Annotated in this window: 13 protein-coding genes; 7 read left to right on the plus strand and 6 right to left on the minus strand. The window is 39.5% G+C overall.

The features are described 5' to 3' along the window. The first annotated feature begins 23 nt into the window (after window positions 1–23). Window positions 24–2,501 (plus strand): TonB-dependent receptor, encoded by a 2,478-nt coding sequence (locus tag kam1_RS00660; protein WP_244946099.1) that lies wholly within the window; start codon window positions 24–26, stop codon window positions 2,499–2,501. Window positions 2,502–2,727: 226 nt separating this feature from the next. Here kam1_RS00660 and kam1_RS00665 read toward each other — a convergent pair whose 3' ends face one another. Next, window positions 2,728–3,147, minus strand: a complete 420-nt coding sequence (locus kam1_RS00665) for a hypothetical protein (RefSeq protein WP_039722157.1) — start codon at window positions 3,145–3,147, stop codon at window positions 2,728–2,730. 513 nt (window positions 3,148–3,660) lie between these two features. Here kam1_RS00665 and mnmE point away from each other — a divergent pair. From mnmE to kam1_RS10960, 3 genes are read left to right on the plus strand one after another with little or no spacing between them, the layout of a single operon-like run. Continuing rightward, a complete protein-coding gene (gene mnmE / locus kam1_RS00670; RefSeq protein WP_143958154.1) occupies window positions 3,661–4,986 on the plus strand; it encodes a tRNA uridine-5-carboxymethylaminomethyl(34) synthesis GTPase MnmE in 1,326 nt (441 codons plus the stop codon). Window positions 4,987–4,989: 3 nt separating this feature from the next. After that, window positions 4,990–5,862, plus strand: coding sequence for a quinone-dependent dihydroorotate dehydrogenase (locus tag kam1_RS00675; protein ID WP_276507630.1), 873 nt, complete (start codon window positions 4,990–4,992; stop codon window positions 5,860–5,862). Between the two features lie 35 nt (window positions 5,863–5,897). Then, entirely contained in the window at window positions 5,898–6,017 is a 120-nt protein-coding gene (locus kam1_RS10960) for a hypothetical protein (protein WP_276507667.1), read from the plus strand. Between the two features lie 35 nt (window positions 6,018–6,052). Here the strand turns inward: kam1_RS10960 and kam1_RS00680 are convergent, their stop codons facing one another. Beyond that, the gene (locus tag kam1_RS00680; RefSeq protein ID WP_039722158.1) at window positions 6,053–6,733 is read right to left on the minus strand and encodes a metal-dependent hydrolase; all 681 of its coding nucleotides are present in this window, start codon (window positions 6,731–6,733) and stop codon (window positions 6,053–6,055) included. A 301-nt stretch (window positions 6,734–7,034) separates the two neighbouring features. Here kam1_RS00680 and kam1_RS00685 point away from each other — a divergent pair, with 301 nt between their 5' ends. From kam1_RS00685 to kam1_RS00695, 3 genes are all read left to right on the plus strand, one after another. Continuing rightward, on the plus strand, window positions 7,035–9,482 hold the full coding sequence (locus kam1_RS00685) for a TonB-dependent receptor (protein ID WP_039722159.1): 2,448 nt from the start codon (window positions 7,035–7,037) through the stop codon (window positions 9,480–9,482). Window positions 9,483–9,525: 43 nt separating this feature from the next. Next, window positions 9,526–10,620 carry a class I SAM-dependent RNA methyltransferase gene (locus kam1_RS00690; RefSeq protein ID WP_039722160.1) on the plus strand — a complete coding sequence of 365 codons (1,095 nt, stop codon included), beginning with the start codon at window positions 9,526–9,528 and terminating at the stop codon, window positions 10,618–10,620. A gap of 350 nt (window positions 10,621–10,970) precedes the next feature. After that, window positions 10,971–11,582 (plus strand): mercuric transporter MerT family protein, encoded by a 612-nt coding sequence (locus kam1_RS00695; RefSeq protein ID WP_039722161.1) that lies wholly within the window; start codon window positions 10,971–10,973, stop codon window positions 11,580–11,582. Between the two features lie 334 nt (window positions 11,583–11,916). On the opposite strand, the gene kam1_RS00700 is transcribed toward kam1_RS00695, so the two are convergent. From kam1_RS00700 to kam1_RS00715, 4 genes are all read right to left on the minus strand, one after another. Beyond that, complete coding sequence (locus kam1_RS00700) at window positions 11,917–12,327, minus strand: hypothetical protein (protein WP_039722162.1); 411 nt, start codon at window positions 12,325–12,327, stop codon at window positions 11,917–11,919. Between the two features lie 49 nt (window positions 12,328–12,376). After that, window positions 12,377–12,952, minus strand: a complete 576-nt coding sequence (locus tag kam1_RS00705) for an O-acetyl-ADP-ribose deacetylase (RefSeq protein WP_039722163.1) — start codon at window positions 12,950–12,952, stop codon at window positions 12,377–12,379. A 52-nt stretch (window positions 12,953–13,004) separates the two neighbouring features. Further along, entirely contained in the window at window positions 13,005–13,241 is a 237-nt protein-coding gene (locus tag kam1_RS00710; protein WP_039722164.1) for a hypothetical protein, read from the minus strand. Window positions 13,242–13,619: 378 nt separating this feature from the next. Continuing rightward, window positions 13,620–14,471, minus strand: a complete 852-nt coding sequence (locus kam1_RS00715) for a class I SAM-dependent methyltransferase (protein WP_235277728.1) — start codon at window positions 14,469–14,471, stop codon at window positions 13,620–13,622. Between the last annotated feature and the right edge of the window lie 651 nt (window positions 14,472–15,122).

Genomic DNA, 15,122 nt, shown 5'->3' on the forward strand with positions numbered 1-15,122 from the left:
GCATCGCTATGAAAAGGGTCTCAATGATTGCGTTTCTGGGCATGGCTCTTTTTTTGTTGTTCTTAGCAAACGCTGGATTTGGGTCTGAAGATCAGCCAACAAGCCAAAAAGAATCGACTGTAGCCGTAGGGTTGGATCCAGATAATCCTGGGATGGAAACTCAATCCAAAACCAAAACAGCTAAAAAGTCTGCTGATTCTGATAGGAATAGACAAGATTATAAGCCAGAAAATCCAGAAGTTATTTATACGCAAAGGACTCTAGAAGAAACCGTCAGCCAACTTCCTGAAGTGCAAGTAATAGCCGTAACACCTTTGCCGGGGATGGGTCAGCCGCTGGAAAATTTACCTGGGAATTATCAACTAGCTAAAGGAGAAACATGGCTAAAGCAAGAAGAGTTTAGCCTACCGCAATTTATGGAAAGGAACATGGCTAGCGTTAATGAAGTCAATCTCAACGGTAATCCTTTTTTGCCTAATATCAATTATCGTGGATTTGCAGCTTCGCCTATTCCTGGTACTCCTGTGGGGATTTCCGTTTTTTATGATGGGGTAAGGATTAATGAGCCCTTTACAAACAATGTTCTTTGGGATTATGTGCCTCAGCTGGCTGTTTCCACTATGGAAGTAGTTCCAGGTTCAAATCCTATTTATGGACAGAATACCCTTGGCGGTGCGTTGGTAATTCAAACAAAGGATGGAAGGCGCAATCCAGGCTCTATGATCCAGGATTATGCTGGAGCATGGGGAACCAATGATCTCGAATTTCAACATGGAGGTTATAAGGGCAAATGGGATTGGTTTTTGTCTGGCAACTGGTTTAGTCAAGAAGGTTGGAGGCAGCAAAGTTCAAGCTATGTCAAACAGCTTTTTGGAAAAATAGGCTATCATGACGAGGGGACAGGAACCGACGTCCATTTAGAATATACGGGTGCTGATAATCTGTTAAATATTTTGGGCCCTACTCCTGTGGATATGTTACAGACGGCAGGGAATTCCATGATCTATACAGGGCCTAACCCTCAGCATGACAATCTGAACCTTGTCAATCTATTTGCTACTCAAGCCCTAACGGAAGAATGGACTATAGGAGGGAATGCTTATTTTAGAGAATCTGACTTTTCTTTTAACAACGGAAATATCGCAAATAATGTGGATCAGTTTCTAGGGTTTAACTATCCGTTGGATGCTCAAGCGATCGTTGGCTATCAGCCAGAGGGGACACCCATTTTTGGTCCAGCTGGAGAATGGGATTTTGGGAATATCAATCAAACAGGAGCAGGGGCGAGGATTCAAGGACAATGGGATAAAAAATTGGGTTCCATGGAAAATTATATGGTTGCAGGAGCAAGTTTTGATTGGTCTCAGAGTATATTTAATTCTGGCTTTTATCCCGCGGCCATGGGAGCCAATTACAATAATATATTGATTCCTGGTTTTCCTTTTCAACAACAGTTTGTGGTGCCAGGATATTCGGACTTTGTTGGATTATATCTGACCGACACTTTTTCTCCAACACCCTGGTTTCATCTTACGGGAGCTTTAAGAGACAATTATGCGCAAATCACGATTGGTGGTTTTGGTGTAGATAACAATGGGGAAACCGTTTCATTGAATGCCGCAGAGAGGTTTCAGCAACTAACCCCAGCAGCCGGCTTTACATTTCAGCCGCTTTTGGCTTTTGGAATCCTTGATCCACAAATAAAAGATTTAACCTTTTTTTTCAACTATAGTGAAAGTTTTAGAGCTCCCATGCCTGGAGAGATTACAGGAGCAAATCCAGTCATCCCTGTCATTTTACCAATTGCACAGTTGGGCGACCCTATGCTTGCTCCCGTTCTTGCTCAGACTTTCGAAAGTGGTCTTCGGGGATCGATTAAACCAAGTGAGATATCGTGGGCTCTTTCCTTTTATCGAACAGATATAGCCAACAACATCGTTTTTCAGAATACAGGACATTCCAGCGCTGGATTTTTCCAAAATGTGGCTGCAGAAAGAAATCAAGGAGTAGAAATCACCTTACAGGGAAATTACAAAAAACTGGGTTGGTTTGCTAATTGGTCATTTTTGGAAGCCACCTTTCAGTCCTCACTTTTCTTGGAAAATGCAATAAGCACTTCAGTGCCTGTCTCTCCAGGGAACAGGCTCCCAAACCTACCGGAACAGATGTTTAAAGCCGGGATCAGTTATCAGATATTACCAAGATGGCTTGTTTCAGCTGATTTCCAATACTATTCCAGCCGCTTTCTTTATGGTGATTGGGCGAATGTGTATCCAATGATGAGAGGCTTTTCTGTACTAAATATTCAAAGCTATGTTACTGTTACTAAATATTGCCAGCTCTTTGTTTTTGCTACCAATGTTTTCAATGAATTTTACGCTGGGGCAGGGATGATCTCCCAGAATGTGTTTACTGGAGCTCCTAATGGGGGAACAATCGTGCCTTTTATTACTCCCGGCTCTCCTTTTGGAATATGGGGAGGAGCAAGGCTAACTTTTTAAGTAATCAGCTTAGTTGATCTTTTTCTTCAATTGCCTCTTATTCATTAGGTCTTTTTTTTGCATCTCTCAGATTTTATTTACTATGTTTTGCGCATACTGCTGATGATAGTTGAAATTCAACAGGAAGTTTTTTTTGATGAGAAAATCTTTTTTCCCAATAGAATGTGAAGTTCTCTATTAGCTGTTGTGATTGGAGATTGGAGGGCATGAAAAGAATGTTTATGTTTTATTCAACGCTATCTTGAAGAACAAAAATGTTTTCATCGACTCCAAGAAACTTTGAAGCTTTTTTAACGTATTCGTCCCTCGAATGTAGATCGGTGTATTTTTTCAAAGCTCTATGAGCAGCTAAAAAAGCATAATCTTTTTGGATGGGGCGAAAGGAAAATTTACTGTCCTGAGAGCTGAATAAATAAAAAGAATTATGGTTATCTTTAATGAGTAATTCAGCATCTTCCCCATCATGATTCTCTTGAGAGATCCAGACATCTAAATATTCGTAATGAGTAATCAAAAACTGATGAACCTCCCTAACAATTGATGCATTGGCAGTCGCTATAGAAAAAAAAACAATGAGAAACATTGCAAAGGTCGTACGAATAGAAAACCGCAACGCAATATTCCTTCTATTTATTCCTTTTTCCATGTTCTCTATAACTACTAATTCGTTTAACTATCTTGAGTTTCTATTTTCTTAAAATAGAAATACATTTCTTTTTTTTTCTTTCTTAGAAGTAAAAAATAAAAAGAGCTTCTCTGGACAAAGTTCACTTTTAAAAAGCATCTTTTCTTGAGGATCTTGAAATCTGATTGGACAGGTGAAGCAATTCAAAAGTCTGTTTTCTATTCGTTAAATGGGACTTATCGTCCATGGATTCAACACAAACTATTCAATTTCATGAATTGGAATCTGAAATCCATACATTTGTCTTTAAGCTGGAATTGGGATAAATCAGACAAATAGATGATCCTCTGCCAGATTAAATTATTACCCATACAATGTTTTGTTAATCTACGGTCTGCTTAAGCTAAAAGAGCTTTTCCTCGACGCTTTTGTTAAGCCTTCCTCTTGCATTGGGAAGGGATGGAAAAAAGATAAATTATTAAATAATGTTAGAGTATAGTTGATAAGTACTAAAACAAAAAGGAAGTTGACAAAGTGCAAAATACAATAGTTGCTCCGGCAACCCCGCCGGCTGTTTCTGCCATAGCTATTGTGCGGATGAGTGGGCCAGAAAGCCTATGGATTATCAATTCATTGTTAAAAAAACCTCCCTATTGGGAACCTCAAAAGCTTTATTACAAAAAGCTTTTTTTTGAAGAGGAACTCATAGACGACGTCGTAGTGTCCTATTGGAAGTCTCCAAAGTCGTATACTGGCGAAGATATGGTGGAGATATCATGCCACGGTAATCCCTTTATAGTTGAAAAGATCCTTGAGGCTTGTCAAAAGCTTGGAGCAAGGCTAGCTGCCCCTGGTGAATTTACTAAACGGGCTTTTTTAAATGGGAAAATCGATTTAACGCAAGCGGAATCTGTCATTGATCTTATCCATGCAGGCGGATCATTGGCTTTAAAATCGGCTCAAGCGTTGCAATCAGGTGGTTTATCTAGAGCTTTGCTGGTGATACGCGAAGAGTTGATCGATATTATTTCTGAGCTGGAAGCCTATATAGATTTTCCTGAAGAAGATATTCAACCAAAGGTAGGGGAACAAATTATTGCCAAGCTGTCAGAAATTGAAAAAAAACTTCAAAACTTACTCTCTTCTGCTTCTTTAAGCAGAGTTTTGAAAGAGGGGTTTACAATTGTTTTGGCAGGATCCCCCAATGTGGGCAAGTCAAGTTTATTCAATGCATTGCTCAAAGAAAACCGGGCTATTGTTTCTCCACATCCAGGAACGACAAGAGACACAATCGAAGCGGAGTGTCGCATTTCATCCTTTCTGGTTAAGATTGTTGATACAGCCGGGCAGAGACAATCAGTCGACGAGATAGAAGCTGAAGGGATAAGAAGAGCCAAAGAGGCAGTAAAAAAGGGGGATTTGATTATCCATCTTGTTTCGGCCCCTGATCCTCCTTCGTCTGATCCTTTTGTTTTGGATGAGCTTTTGCCTGAACAGAGAGTGATTCTGGTTGCATCGAAAGCAGACTTAGGCATTCATCCATTAAATCAAGAAAGACTGGCTGTTTCTGTAGTGACGGGGAAAGGAATTGATACGCTTGAAGAAAAGATAAAAGATATTTTAACTGGATTCTTTCCTCGCGATTTTTCCTATGGAATCAATTCCAGACAAGCGGTGGCAATAGAGAAGGTATTAACAGCGGTTAAAAGAGGGATAATGGGGATTAGAGAAAAGTGGCTTCCTGAGCTTATTAGTAGCGAGTTAAGATATGGTTTAGAAGCAATAGGGGAAGTGATCGGCTTTATAAGTTCGGAAGATATTTTGGATAAAATTTTTCAGAAATTTTGCATTGGAAAATGACTGATGATCTATAATCTCTTACGGCCGTTACTTTTTTCTTTGGATCCTGAATTGGTGCATCTTTGCAGCTTGAAGGTATTAAGTCAGCCTTTTTTTGGTTATTTGTCTAGGGCTCTTTTCTCTCCTCTAATGGAAGTCAAAGGGTTGGAAAAAGAACTTTGGGGGATTCATTTTTCTAATCCCATAGGGCTTGCTGCTGGATTCGATAAAAATGGAATTGGGTTACAAGCCTGGGAATCTCTTGGTTTTGGTTTTGTGGAAATAGGAACGGTGACTCCGTTGCCTCAAACTGGCAATCCAAAGCCTAGGCTCACTAGATTACCACAAAGTGAGGCTCTTTGGAACTCCCTAGGCTTTCCAAGTGAGGGAGCAGAGAAGGTTTCGCAAAGGTTGAGGAAATTTCTTATGACGAAGGGAAAACCCAGAATAGCTATTGGGATAAACATTGGGAAAAACAGGTTGACTCCTTTAGAGGAAGCAGCAGAGGACTATAAAAAATGTTTTTCTTATTTTAAGGATCTAGCTGATTTTTTTGTCGTCAATGTCAGCTCTCCCAATACTGTTGGGCTAAGATCGTTACAGGAAAAAAAGAGATTGGAGCTCATTTTAGAAGCGTTAAACTCTATCAATATGGTCCCGAAAAGCCCTATTCTTGTCAAAATTGCACCTGACATCGAACTGAGAACTATTGCTGATATCTTGAGTGTCCTTATCGAAAAAGAGGCTGGGGGAGTGGTTGTAGCGAACACCATGCTTGCTAAAGGACCCTGGGGACATATGGGAGGGATAAGTGGAAGACCGCTGAGCAAAATTTCCACAGAGTTGATCCGTTTTGTCAAAAAGAAAGTCTTGGGCGTCTTCCAGTCATTGGAGTAGGAGGAATTTTTAATACTGCCGATGCGGTTGAAAAAATAGAAGCGGGAGCAGATTTGCTCGAAGTATTTACTGGTTTTGTGTATAATGGCCCTTCCTTTCCCAAAAGGCTTTGTCAAGGGCTGGTTGAATATTATAGGGCCAAAAGATTAGGCTGAAGCAAAAAAAACTTAGTTGGGTCCTTTGTATTTGGTTAAATTTCAAGAGATTGGCCAGCTTTGAGAAGGTGGAATGGAATCTCTTCGTCCTGGAATTTTGCTTTGGCTTCTTCATGGTCGATTTTGATCGCATCAAAAGTATCAAAATGGACTCCCATGACCTGCTTGCAATTGAGTAGCTTTGCGGCATAGATGGCTTCGTCTATGCCCATGGTAAATACTCCTCCAATAGGCAGCAGAGCAATATCTATTTTAAAAAGTTCTCCAAAAAGTTTCATTTCTGAGATAATGGCAGAATCGCCCGCGTAGTAAATGATTCCTTCTGGACTTTCTACGATAAATCCGCCGGCTGTACCTCCATAGGAACCATCAGGGAGGCTGCTGGAATGAGCGGCTTGGACAAAATAGATTTTTCCAAAATTGAAACTCCTTGATCCCCCAAGGTTCATGGGAAGAATCTGAGTTGCCCCTTGCTTTTCCAGCCAAAGAGTAATTTCAAAGTTAGAAAGAATGGGAGCATGATTGTCTTTTGAAATTTGAGCTGCATCTGAAATGTGATCGAAGTGGCCGTGAGAGACCAAAATGTACTGCGGATGAAGATTCTCCACTTTAATCGAATGAGCCAACGGGTTCTGGGTAAGAAATGGATCGAAGAGCAGATAAGAACTCCCTACTTCTAAACCAAAACAAGAATGGCCAAAATAATGGATTTTCATACGCGCGCTTTGTTTTTCAACGTTTATGACAATCCAAGTGTACAAGGTTTTGTCGAAAATAAAAGGAAAAGTAGGAGAAGGAATGGTTGGTTATATAGGACTCCCTCAATCTTTGTTGGGAGGGGAAAGCCACATAGATCAGCAGAATGATTAAAAATAAAAGTTGACTTAAAAATTAGGCAAGCCTAATAATTTTAGACAAGGCTAAATCATAAAAACCTTCTAGTTGCTCTTATAATATGGAGATTATAAGTTGAATTAATTATTGATAATAAATTATCATCTATTATCATCTATTTTAATGTGCTTACTTCTATTCTTTATTTTGTTCTTCTTTAATTTGTATTGCATCGCTTCCGCTCCATCATCTCAAGGTGACTTTGGTTCAGACGGTTTAAAACCGCAGGCAAATCAAAATGAATCAATAATCCTCCCAACAGTGGAAGTCAGTGCAGAGGCTATAGAAGGTCCAGCTTCCTCTTTAACTTCAGCCTATGGGCCTGAAATGAGTCTATTTGAAACCCCTAGGCAGATTACCCAGGTTTCTCGTGAGGCATTAAATACCGTAGCTCCAGGAAATCTGATGGGGTATGATGATCTTGCTCCCTTAGTCCCTTCTCTCACCACAATGGCTCCTGCGGGTGATTATTCAGTAGAACCTTTTATTCGTGGACTCCCAGCTACCGTCTTTCGAAATGGTATGATGGTAGGACTTGAAAGTTATGGGACTTCTGGAATCCTTCCTAATTTTTATGCCTATGAAAATATTGATATAGTCCAAGGGCCAGTGACGGCAGTGTATGGTGCTAGAGAAATGGCATCGGGTTATGCCAATCAAATTACTAAACAACCTTATTTTGATAAGTTTAGAGGCGCTGCCCAGTATTCCATTGGGATGTATGATCAGAATAGGTGGAATATAGACATTGGTGGTCCTTTTGCCAATGGAAAGGCGGCCTACCGGTTTGACTACGCTGGACAATATTCTGGCAGTTATTATGAAGGAGCCTATATGCATAGTCAGGATTTTTACTTAGCTGTGTCAGCCAAGCCGACCGAAAACTACTGGATAGACTCTAATGTTGAATGGGATACTCTTGGTTTTAATCTTCCTCTAGGGATTAATCGTCCTGACCAAGCGCTGATCGATTCAGGGTTGTATCAGAGTGGCAATATGATTGGGTGGTTAGGCCCCAATGGGAATTTTCATCCGGGAATTGGCACTTCGGTTCCCGGCCAAGGTTATGTTATTCAATGGGGGCCTCAGCTACCTATCAGTCTGAGGAATAACCTTGCTAATTTGGCAGGGTCAGGGAATTTCCTAAATTATGGAGTGGCCCAAGTGATTCAGACTCTTAAAGTTTCTGACGATCTACGGATAGTTAATAATACAATGTTTGAATATCTATCCATGTTGCAAAATCCCCTTGCCAACTCTAATTGGGCGTATACACCTGGAGATTGGTTAATTGAACACCGGCTAGAAGCTCAAGCTGAGCTTCATACCAATCTTGCTGGCTTATCCACGAAGCATCTGCTCGATGGTGGAATGTTTTTTTGGTTCCAGAACAATACAGATTATACCGAAACAAGCCGAATAGCTGATAATTTCTGGAATATGGCAAAGCCATTAAGTCGTTCTAATCTTCTTCCTCCAGTAACGATGTCAGAAGCGCTAAGGGCACAGGATATTTATTTAACTGATATTCCTATTCCAGGGATCCCTTACATTACTTATAATACCGACAATTTTGCGACTGCCAGGTCACAGTTTTTTCAATTTTCTCCTTTTATCCAAGATGTTGTTTCTCTTGGAGAAAAATGGTCTTTCATTTTCGGCAGCAGATTGCAGTGGTATATAGTTGCTAACAGTGATCCGCCTGGGACCCCTCCTCCCTTGATGCTTCAAAGCTATTACTCGATTTTGGAGCCACAGGTAAATGCCAGTCTCAGTTATAAACCCTACCCTTGGATGAATGCCTATTTTACTTATGCTTATGCTCAAGTAGCTGCAATGGACGTCTTAGGCGCTTTTTGTCCTGAATTTACAAGCAAATATTACCACTTAACAACAACAATGTATGAAGCAGGAGTTAAATTTAATTTGTATCATGACAAGCTTTTTCTTTCTACAGAAGGCTTTTATTATTCCACTTTTTTTCCTGTTACTGTTCTTCCTGGAGGATTTACTCCTATCACTCCGGCTGATGTAATAGGTGCTGAACTTGCTGGAACCTATCAACCAAATGCAAATTGGTCTTTTAACTTTGGCTTTGATTACCTGGTTGGCGAGGAATTTTGGACACAGAGTGCTGCCCAGACTGGACCAACAGTTATCCAGAACTACTCAGCAGCAGTTGCCGCTCTTTATAACTTGCCAGTCGATCCCTATGTTACCTTACCAACAGGCATTTATCCTTTCATCGGATTTCCTCATGAACATGGAACCACTATGGTAACATACAAATCAGATCATGGCTTTGGAGCTTCTTTCTGGCTGTGGATCCAAAGTGGAATGTTTCTTTCCTATGATTATGCTACTCGCATCCCCATTGATTATACTTTAAATGCAAGCTTCTTTTATGGAACGAACAGATGGAAAGTTCAGCTCCAATGCTATAATATTACTGATAATCATTATTGGTTTCCAACCGGAACTGGCTTCCAAGGAGATAGAGTCTATAACTATGATAAAGTACTCATTGGGCTCCCATTTTGGGTTATGGGGACAGTAACCGTTTATTTTTAACCTCTATTCTCTTTTCTGCCGTTTCAAAAAGATTGCCTATATCATGAAAATTGGTCAGCAAAGTGTTGTCACGATAGAGAAGATTGTTTATGGGGGAGAAGGCATAGGGAAACTGGAAGAAGGGTTAGTCATCTTTGTTCCATTCTCTGCTCCTAAAGAAAAGCTTCGTGTTATCATTCGTGAAATCAAAAAAAACTACGTCAAAGGAACCATAAAAGAGATTTTTGAAAAGGGTAAGGGAAGAGTCCTCCCCGCTTGTCCTGCTTATGGCTCGTGTGGAGGGTGTGCCTATCAACATTTAGATTATGAAACGGAATTAGAAATTAAGCAGGCGCAAATCGAGGAGATCTTTTCTTGTTTTAAAAAAAATCATCCTTTATCAATACAAAACATCATCCATAGTCCGTTTCCCTATGGGTATCGGAATCGGATCAGTCTTCATGTAAGCAATGGGAAGGTTGGATTTTATGCAAAATCCTCCAATCGGATTGTACCCATAAGATCTTGTCTTATTGCATCGGAAAAAATTAATGTGCTTTTGAAAAAATGGCTTGATCAAAAAAGGCAGTATGTCGGGCCAAAAACGATGCATTTTTCCCTAAGAGAGCCTGAAATCCCATCCTATGGGTTTTATCAGGTAAATCGCTATCTTCTACAAAAAATGCGCGAGCTAGTCGATGAAACTATCGGTAGAGAAATCTCCCAAATTATTGAAGGGTATAGTGGAGCAGGGTTTTTTACGGAATACTTAAGGCTCAGAATGGAAAAAATTTATGCGATTGAAGAAAACCATTTGAGTGTTGAGCATGCAAAAACCTTAGGGCTTAAGAACGTTTTTTTTATTGAAGGCAAAGTGGAGGACAAACTGGCTGATTGTCAATCCCAAATCGAAACAGCAAAAGCAGCTTACCTCTTTGATCCACCAAAAGAAGGAATCTCCAAAGAAGTTATCTCTTTGGTTAATTCCCATCCTCTTCCAAAACTTATTTATGTGTCCTGTAATCCTTTAACCTTAAAAAGGGATATTCAAAGACTGGAAAAGAACTACTTGCTTAGGACATTAAGACCGGTAGATCTTTTCCCAAAAACCTCAGAAATTGAATGTATAGCACTTTTGACAAGAAAGAACGGGATATAGTTTATGTGTCTTAAGCTTCAGCCTCCATGGCTTTCTCGTTTAAATGAAGCCAACCTATGAAAATCTTTTTTTTCTGGGATTGAGAAAATTGACTCTATACCTAAGTAGAGGGTTTATATTACAACTGTGAACAAAGGAAGAAAGATAAATCTTCTAACCCTTGGGAGCCTAGCTAACTGGACACGAATAGAGGGGAGGAGATGGTTTAATTTTATGAACCAAATGATCCTATGGAAAAGCCCTCTCAATTTCTTTCTGGATTTTTGGCTATATCTAGAAGGATTACTTTCATGCTGTCAGCTCCGTTTAATAAAAAAGTGTCTCCTACTTGAATCTTTGAAGGATTAAATATGAAAGCAAGTAAGTTTGGTATCCTTTCGGCAATCCTTGCCGCAAGTTGCTGTGTTGGGCCATTGTTATTAGCCGTTTTAGGTATCTCAGCCGGATCGGTCTTTTTTGGGCGATTTCATTGGTTTTTTCTAGCTGCTGGAGGAATTGTCCTCGTCTATGCATGGTGGCGTTTTATGAATGAAAAATCGTATTGTGAATGTGAATCTTATAAGGATTCACAGACAGCTTTAACTAGTCCCACACAAAAAAGAACTTTGCTTTTTCTGATAGGGGCAACGGCTATATTTTTGCTCTTTTTAGGAATGAGTTTGTTCCAGTCTTTTGGTGGTCAGAGCCTTGCTTCAGCATCTCTTCAAAATGTCGTCTTAAAACCTGGAGAGGTTGAAATGAGAATCCCTATAAAAGGTATGAGTTGTGTGACGTGTGAAATAGTTATTAAGGATCATCTTAAAAAAGTCTCTGGAGTACAATGGGTTAAAGTGAGTGCTGCGGCAAATGAGGCTATTGTTGTTTATGATAGAAATAAAACTAAGGTTGAGGAGCTGCTATCAGCTATAAAAGACTCCGGTTATGAACCAGGTGATCCCCAACTGATTAGCTCAATCAAATAGGGTTAGATGTTTGACTTGAGGCCCACGAGTGGATTTTATGACGGGTTTTTTATTTTTTGATCCGTGCTGTATTGGTTTATTGGCTATTGGCGTATTTTTTTTAGCAAAATCACTAAAGAAAAAATAAGAAAACAAAAAACTGAACCTGCTTTTTCTTGCTTCCCAATAGAATTAAAAACTAAAAGTAGCCACTTTACATCTTAGGCGTATAGCACTAACCTTGAATCTTCAAAGTTTTCTCAATAGCCTTATAGGGTCTTGTAAGGGATATTCGTTGTTAGGAGAGATTACAGAAAAGACTTTTAGCCAATTGATGAATAGAAAAAAAATGTTCTTAATTTTTCTTTATTAATGATGCTAGAAAAACCCCGAAAATAAGCAGACTAAGTAGTAAGCCGCTTAAAAAGCCTGTCTTTTGATGCCAGCAGAGATGGCCTCCAGAAAAAGAGGAAAATATATAAACTCCTAGCAAAGGTAACGAAAGAAAAAGTAGTGGGAAAAGCAAGAAAAGAAATAAAATCGCGCCATTTATTTTCTTTTTGTTAGAAGGTATCACGATAGGTTTGCCTAAACCTAAATCGATAATTAACGGAGAAGGATCTTCTTCTACATTCTCCTCCTTTTCATTTTTAGAAGGTAATTCCAATTCATCTAGAAACTCTATATTTATGTTTTCTTGTTTTTCTTTGAGCGCTCCTCTCTCCAATGTGCCATTAGGATAAAAATCTTTAATTCGATTTTTCATAGCTTAAATTAATATAATCAAATTTAGTTAGATTGTTGTCATATCCTTTTTATTTTTCTTGATTTTCTTCATCCTTTAAAAAATCCGTGTTTCCTTTGAGCAGTTCTTTCTGTATTGAAGCGTAAATGTCATAGGATTTGGAATCAAAGAGACAAAATATAACTTTATTTGGGATCACGTTAGAGCTAAGAAAGGAAAGGACAGTTTTCCAGGCTATTTTAGCTGCTAGATCAGAGGGAAACCCATAAGCACCAGTGCTAATTGCAGGGAAAGCTACGGTTTTGGCCTCTAGTTCTTTGGTGCGGAGTAAGGCTTGATGATAGCAAGAAGCTAGAAGCGATTTTTCATTGGCTACTCCACCTTTCCAAACTGGACCAACAGCATGAATGATCCATTTAGCTTTGAGATTAAAACCAGGGGTAACTTTAGCATGTCCGGTTGGACAACCATTTAGTTTGGCACAGGCTTCAGCTAATTGTGGCCCGGCAGCCCTATGAATAGCTCCATCGACACCCCCACCTTTAATAAGCCTTGCATTGGCAGCATTAACAATGGCATCAACCTTTAACCGAGTGATATCACCCTGAATTAGTTCTATCCGATGGAGTGTTTCATCTAACTTCATAGGACTTATTTAACTATGATGCTAATAACTGAGACTTTTAGCTTCGTTCTGTTTATCCAGACTTTCCTAATACCCATACTCCAGAGAAACCCAAAATGGAGACACGTATAGCTTTTTTAGCAGCTCTAGGAATAATATTTTTTCTGTTACTGCTCCAATCCGCTGATACCAAAAAGGTTGTCGAAGGAGAAAAATACCTCTTAAAGGATTTTCCAAAAATAGGAAGAAGAGAAATGACAATATTGAGTAATTGCCAAATTTTTTGTTCCCTTCTAAAGGAACCTTTCATTTGCTCCTTCCAATTGTTTTCAGGTTTTTGAGAACTAGATTGGCTCTCAAGGGGCGATAAATAGAGTAGCTTATTAAATTTAATTGTTATTGTTCTTTATTGTCAACTGCTCTTGCTTATCTCTGAGGAGTGTGCTGTTTCAACAAGATAATTCATGGGAAGGGAAGATTGCCTCTCCCTTAGTGTTCGTTCTGAGGCTTGTTGCTCCCAAAAACCTTGCGTACCTGCCTTCCCATTACCAAGGAGAGACTTGAAATATTAGGCACAAGCCAATAGCAGAACCACTTAGCAGTAAAGCTACGCGGCTTTTCGGCTTGAGAGCTGTCCGCTTTACAGCCTTAAGCGCGAGAAAACCAGATAAATATTTCAAAAAAAAGTTTATGTTTTAGGTACAAATTCTAGGAAGTATTGGTAAGGTAAAAAATTGTGCTTTTTTAAGAGCTTATACCCAGCAAGTTGAAATTCTTCTATCGCCTCTTTTTCGGATATACGATGGCTTTGAGGTGGACCATAAGGTGCGTTAGGATAAAAATCAATCAGAGCGATTTTCCCACCTTTCTTCAAGGAAAGGGACAGTTTTTTTAGATAATCGATCCGATTATCAATGTGATGCAGAACCTCACATATAAAAATAAGATCAATGGAGGCTTTGTCTAGATCAGGATTATTAGACTTAACTAGTTTAACAATTACATTTGAGAGGTTTTTGTTCTTCACCTCTTTTTGTAAATAGTCAACCATGGCTGGCTCGGAATCTAAAGCATAGACTTTCCCTTCATTTCCTACCGCCTTAGAAAATCTTCTGGTAAAATAACCCGTGCCAGCTCCCAAATCTGCAACTACAGAACCTGGCTTGATGTTGAGCGATTCAATAACACGATCAGGCTTTTGCCATTTATCCCTTTCTTTGGACTCAAATAACTGAGCATAGTAATGAACATTATGAAAACTATGATGGTAGCCATGCTTGGCTTTCTGTTCGACGGTTGTTTGGTCGGAATGCTGACCATATGTTGAGAATGAGCAAAACCAAAGAAAAAAACCAATTATTAAAAAAATCTGTCGGATCATCATATGAAGATATTGAGCGAAAAGAAGAGTTTTTTCACCAATTTTTATATTTCTTTTACTTTTTATAGACCGAGAAGAAAAGAAGTACGGTTTTCCTTTAGGGGATAGGATAAAAGCACCGATTTGGTAGGCGCATGCTTTGTGTGTAAATATTGACACATAAACCTCTGATCTTACGTTGCAGAACAGCATCCAGAGCGACTTCCATCCACCTTTCTTTTTTGCCTCTCAGATATTCTTTAGACAAATTTTCTCAATGCCTGTCCTTTCAGTACTGGTCTCTAATGGCATTCCTAGATATTTTTGTAGACCATCATTTAGAATGGGAAAAGGAGAGGGGGAGGGAGTCTCTGCGGACTTGTCCGCTGTGTCAAAATATGTATTGAGCCAGCTTCGGTATATTGTCAAACTGTGAAAATAGCAAGGTGTAAGTATAAGGGTTGACCACTAAGGCGGTAGCACAGTCTATGTGTCTGGACGAAAAACGGATCTCGTCTCCAAAGGGACAGGTTAGGAATAGCAAAACAGTTACAAGGGCTGCAGAATCCTCGGGCATAACGTCAAAAAGCATGGTGGCATATGGAAGATGAGGGAAGCTGCTAAAAACCTCTGTGCTTACAAACAAGAGAGCTTACAGTGATCCTTGAGTTCTTGTTGTCGTTCCGAATACCAACACGGAACGCTGGTGGTTTTTGATAAAAAACAAAAGGCGCAACCTAGACTTCTGCTTTCTCATCGCCTGTATGACTGGTACCACTAGGTTAGATTCTAAACAATTGGATTTTCTAAATAAAGCTGCAATCAACAGTC

The organism is Methylacidiphilum kamchatkense Kam1 (assembly GCF_007475525.1).
GTDB lineage: Bacteria > Verrucomicrobiota > Verrucomicrobiia > Methylacidiphilales > Methylacidiphilaceae > Methylacidiphilum > Methylacidiphilum kamchatkense.

What these genes read in the sequence shown, in the direction of transcription:
- kam1_RS00675 (WP_276507630.1), top strand. Translation starts at nt 4,990, where the DNA reads ATGATCTATAATCTCTTACGGCCGTTACTTTTTTCTTTGGATCCTGAA.
- kam1_RS00690 (WP_039722160.1), top strand. Translation starts at nt 9,526, where the DNA reads ATGAAAATTGGTCAGCAAAGTGTTGTCACGATAGAGAAGATTGTTTAT.
- kam1_RS00700 (WP_039722162.1), bottom strand. Translation starts at nt 12,327, where the DNA reads ATGAAAAATCGAATTAAAGATTTTTATCCTAATGGCACATTGGAGAGA.
- kam1_RS00680 (WP_039722158.1), bottom strand. Translation starts at nt 6,733, where the DNA reads ATGAAAATCCATTATTTTGGCCATTCTTGTTTTGGTTTAGAAGTAGGG.
- kam1_RS00660 (WP_244946099.1), top strand. Translation starts at nt 24, where the DNA reads ATGATTGCGTTTCTGGGCATGGCTCTTTTTTTGTTGTTCTTAGCAAAC.
- kam1_RS00665 (WP_039722157.1), bottom strand. Translation starts at nt 3,147, where the DNA reads ATGGAAAAAGGAATAAATAGAAGGAATATTGCGTTGCGGTTTTCTATT.
- kam1_RS00695 (WP_039722161.1), top strand. Translation starts at nt 10,971, where the DNA reads ATGAAAGCAAGTAAGTTTGGTATCCTTTCGGCAATCCTTGCCGCAAGT.
- kam1_RS00685 (WP_039722159.1), top strand. Translation starts at nt 7,035, where the DNA reads ATGTGCTTACTTCTATTCTTTATTTTGTTCTTCTTTAATTTGTATTGC.
- kam1_RS00710 (WP_039722164.1), bottom strand. Translation starts at nt 13,241, where the DNA reads ATGAAAGGTTCCTTTAGAAGGGAACAAAAAATTTGGCAATTACTCAAT.
- kam1_RS00705 (WP_039722163.1), bottom strand. Translation starts at nt 12,952, where the DNA reads ATGAAGTTAGATGAAACACTCCATCGGATAGAACTAATTCAGGGTGAT.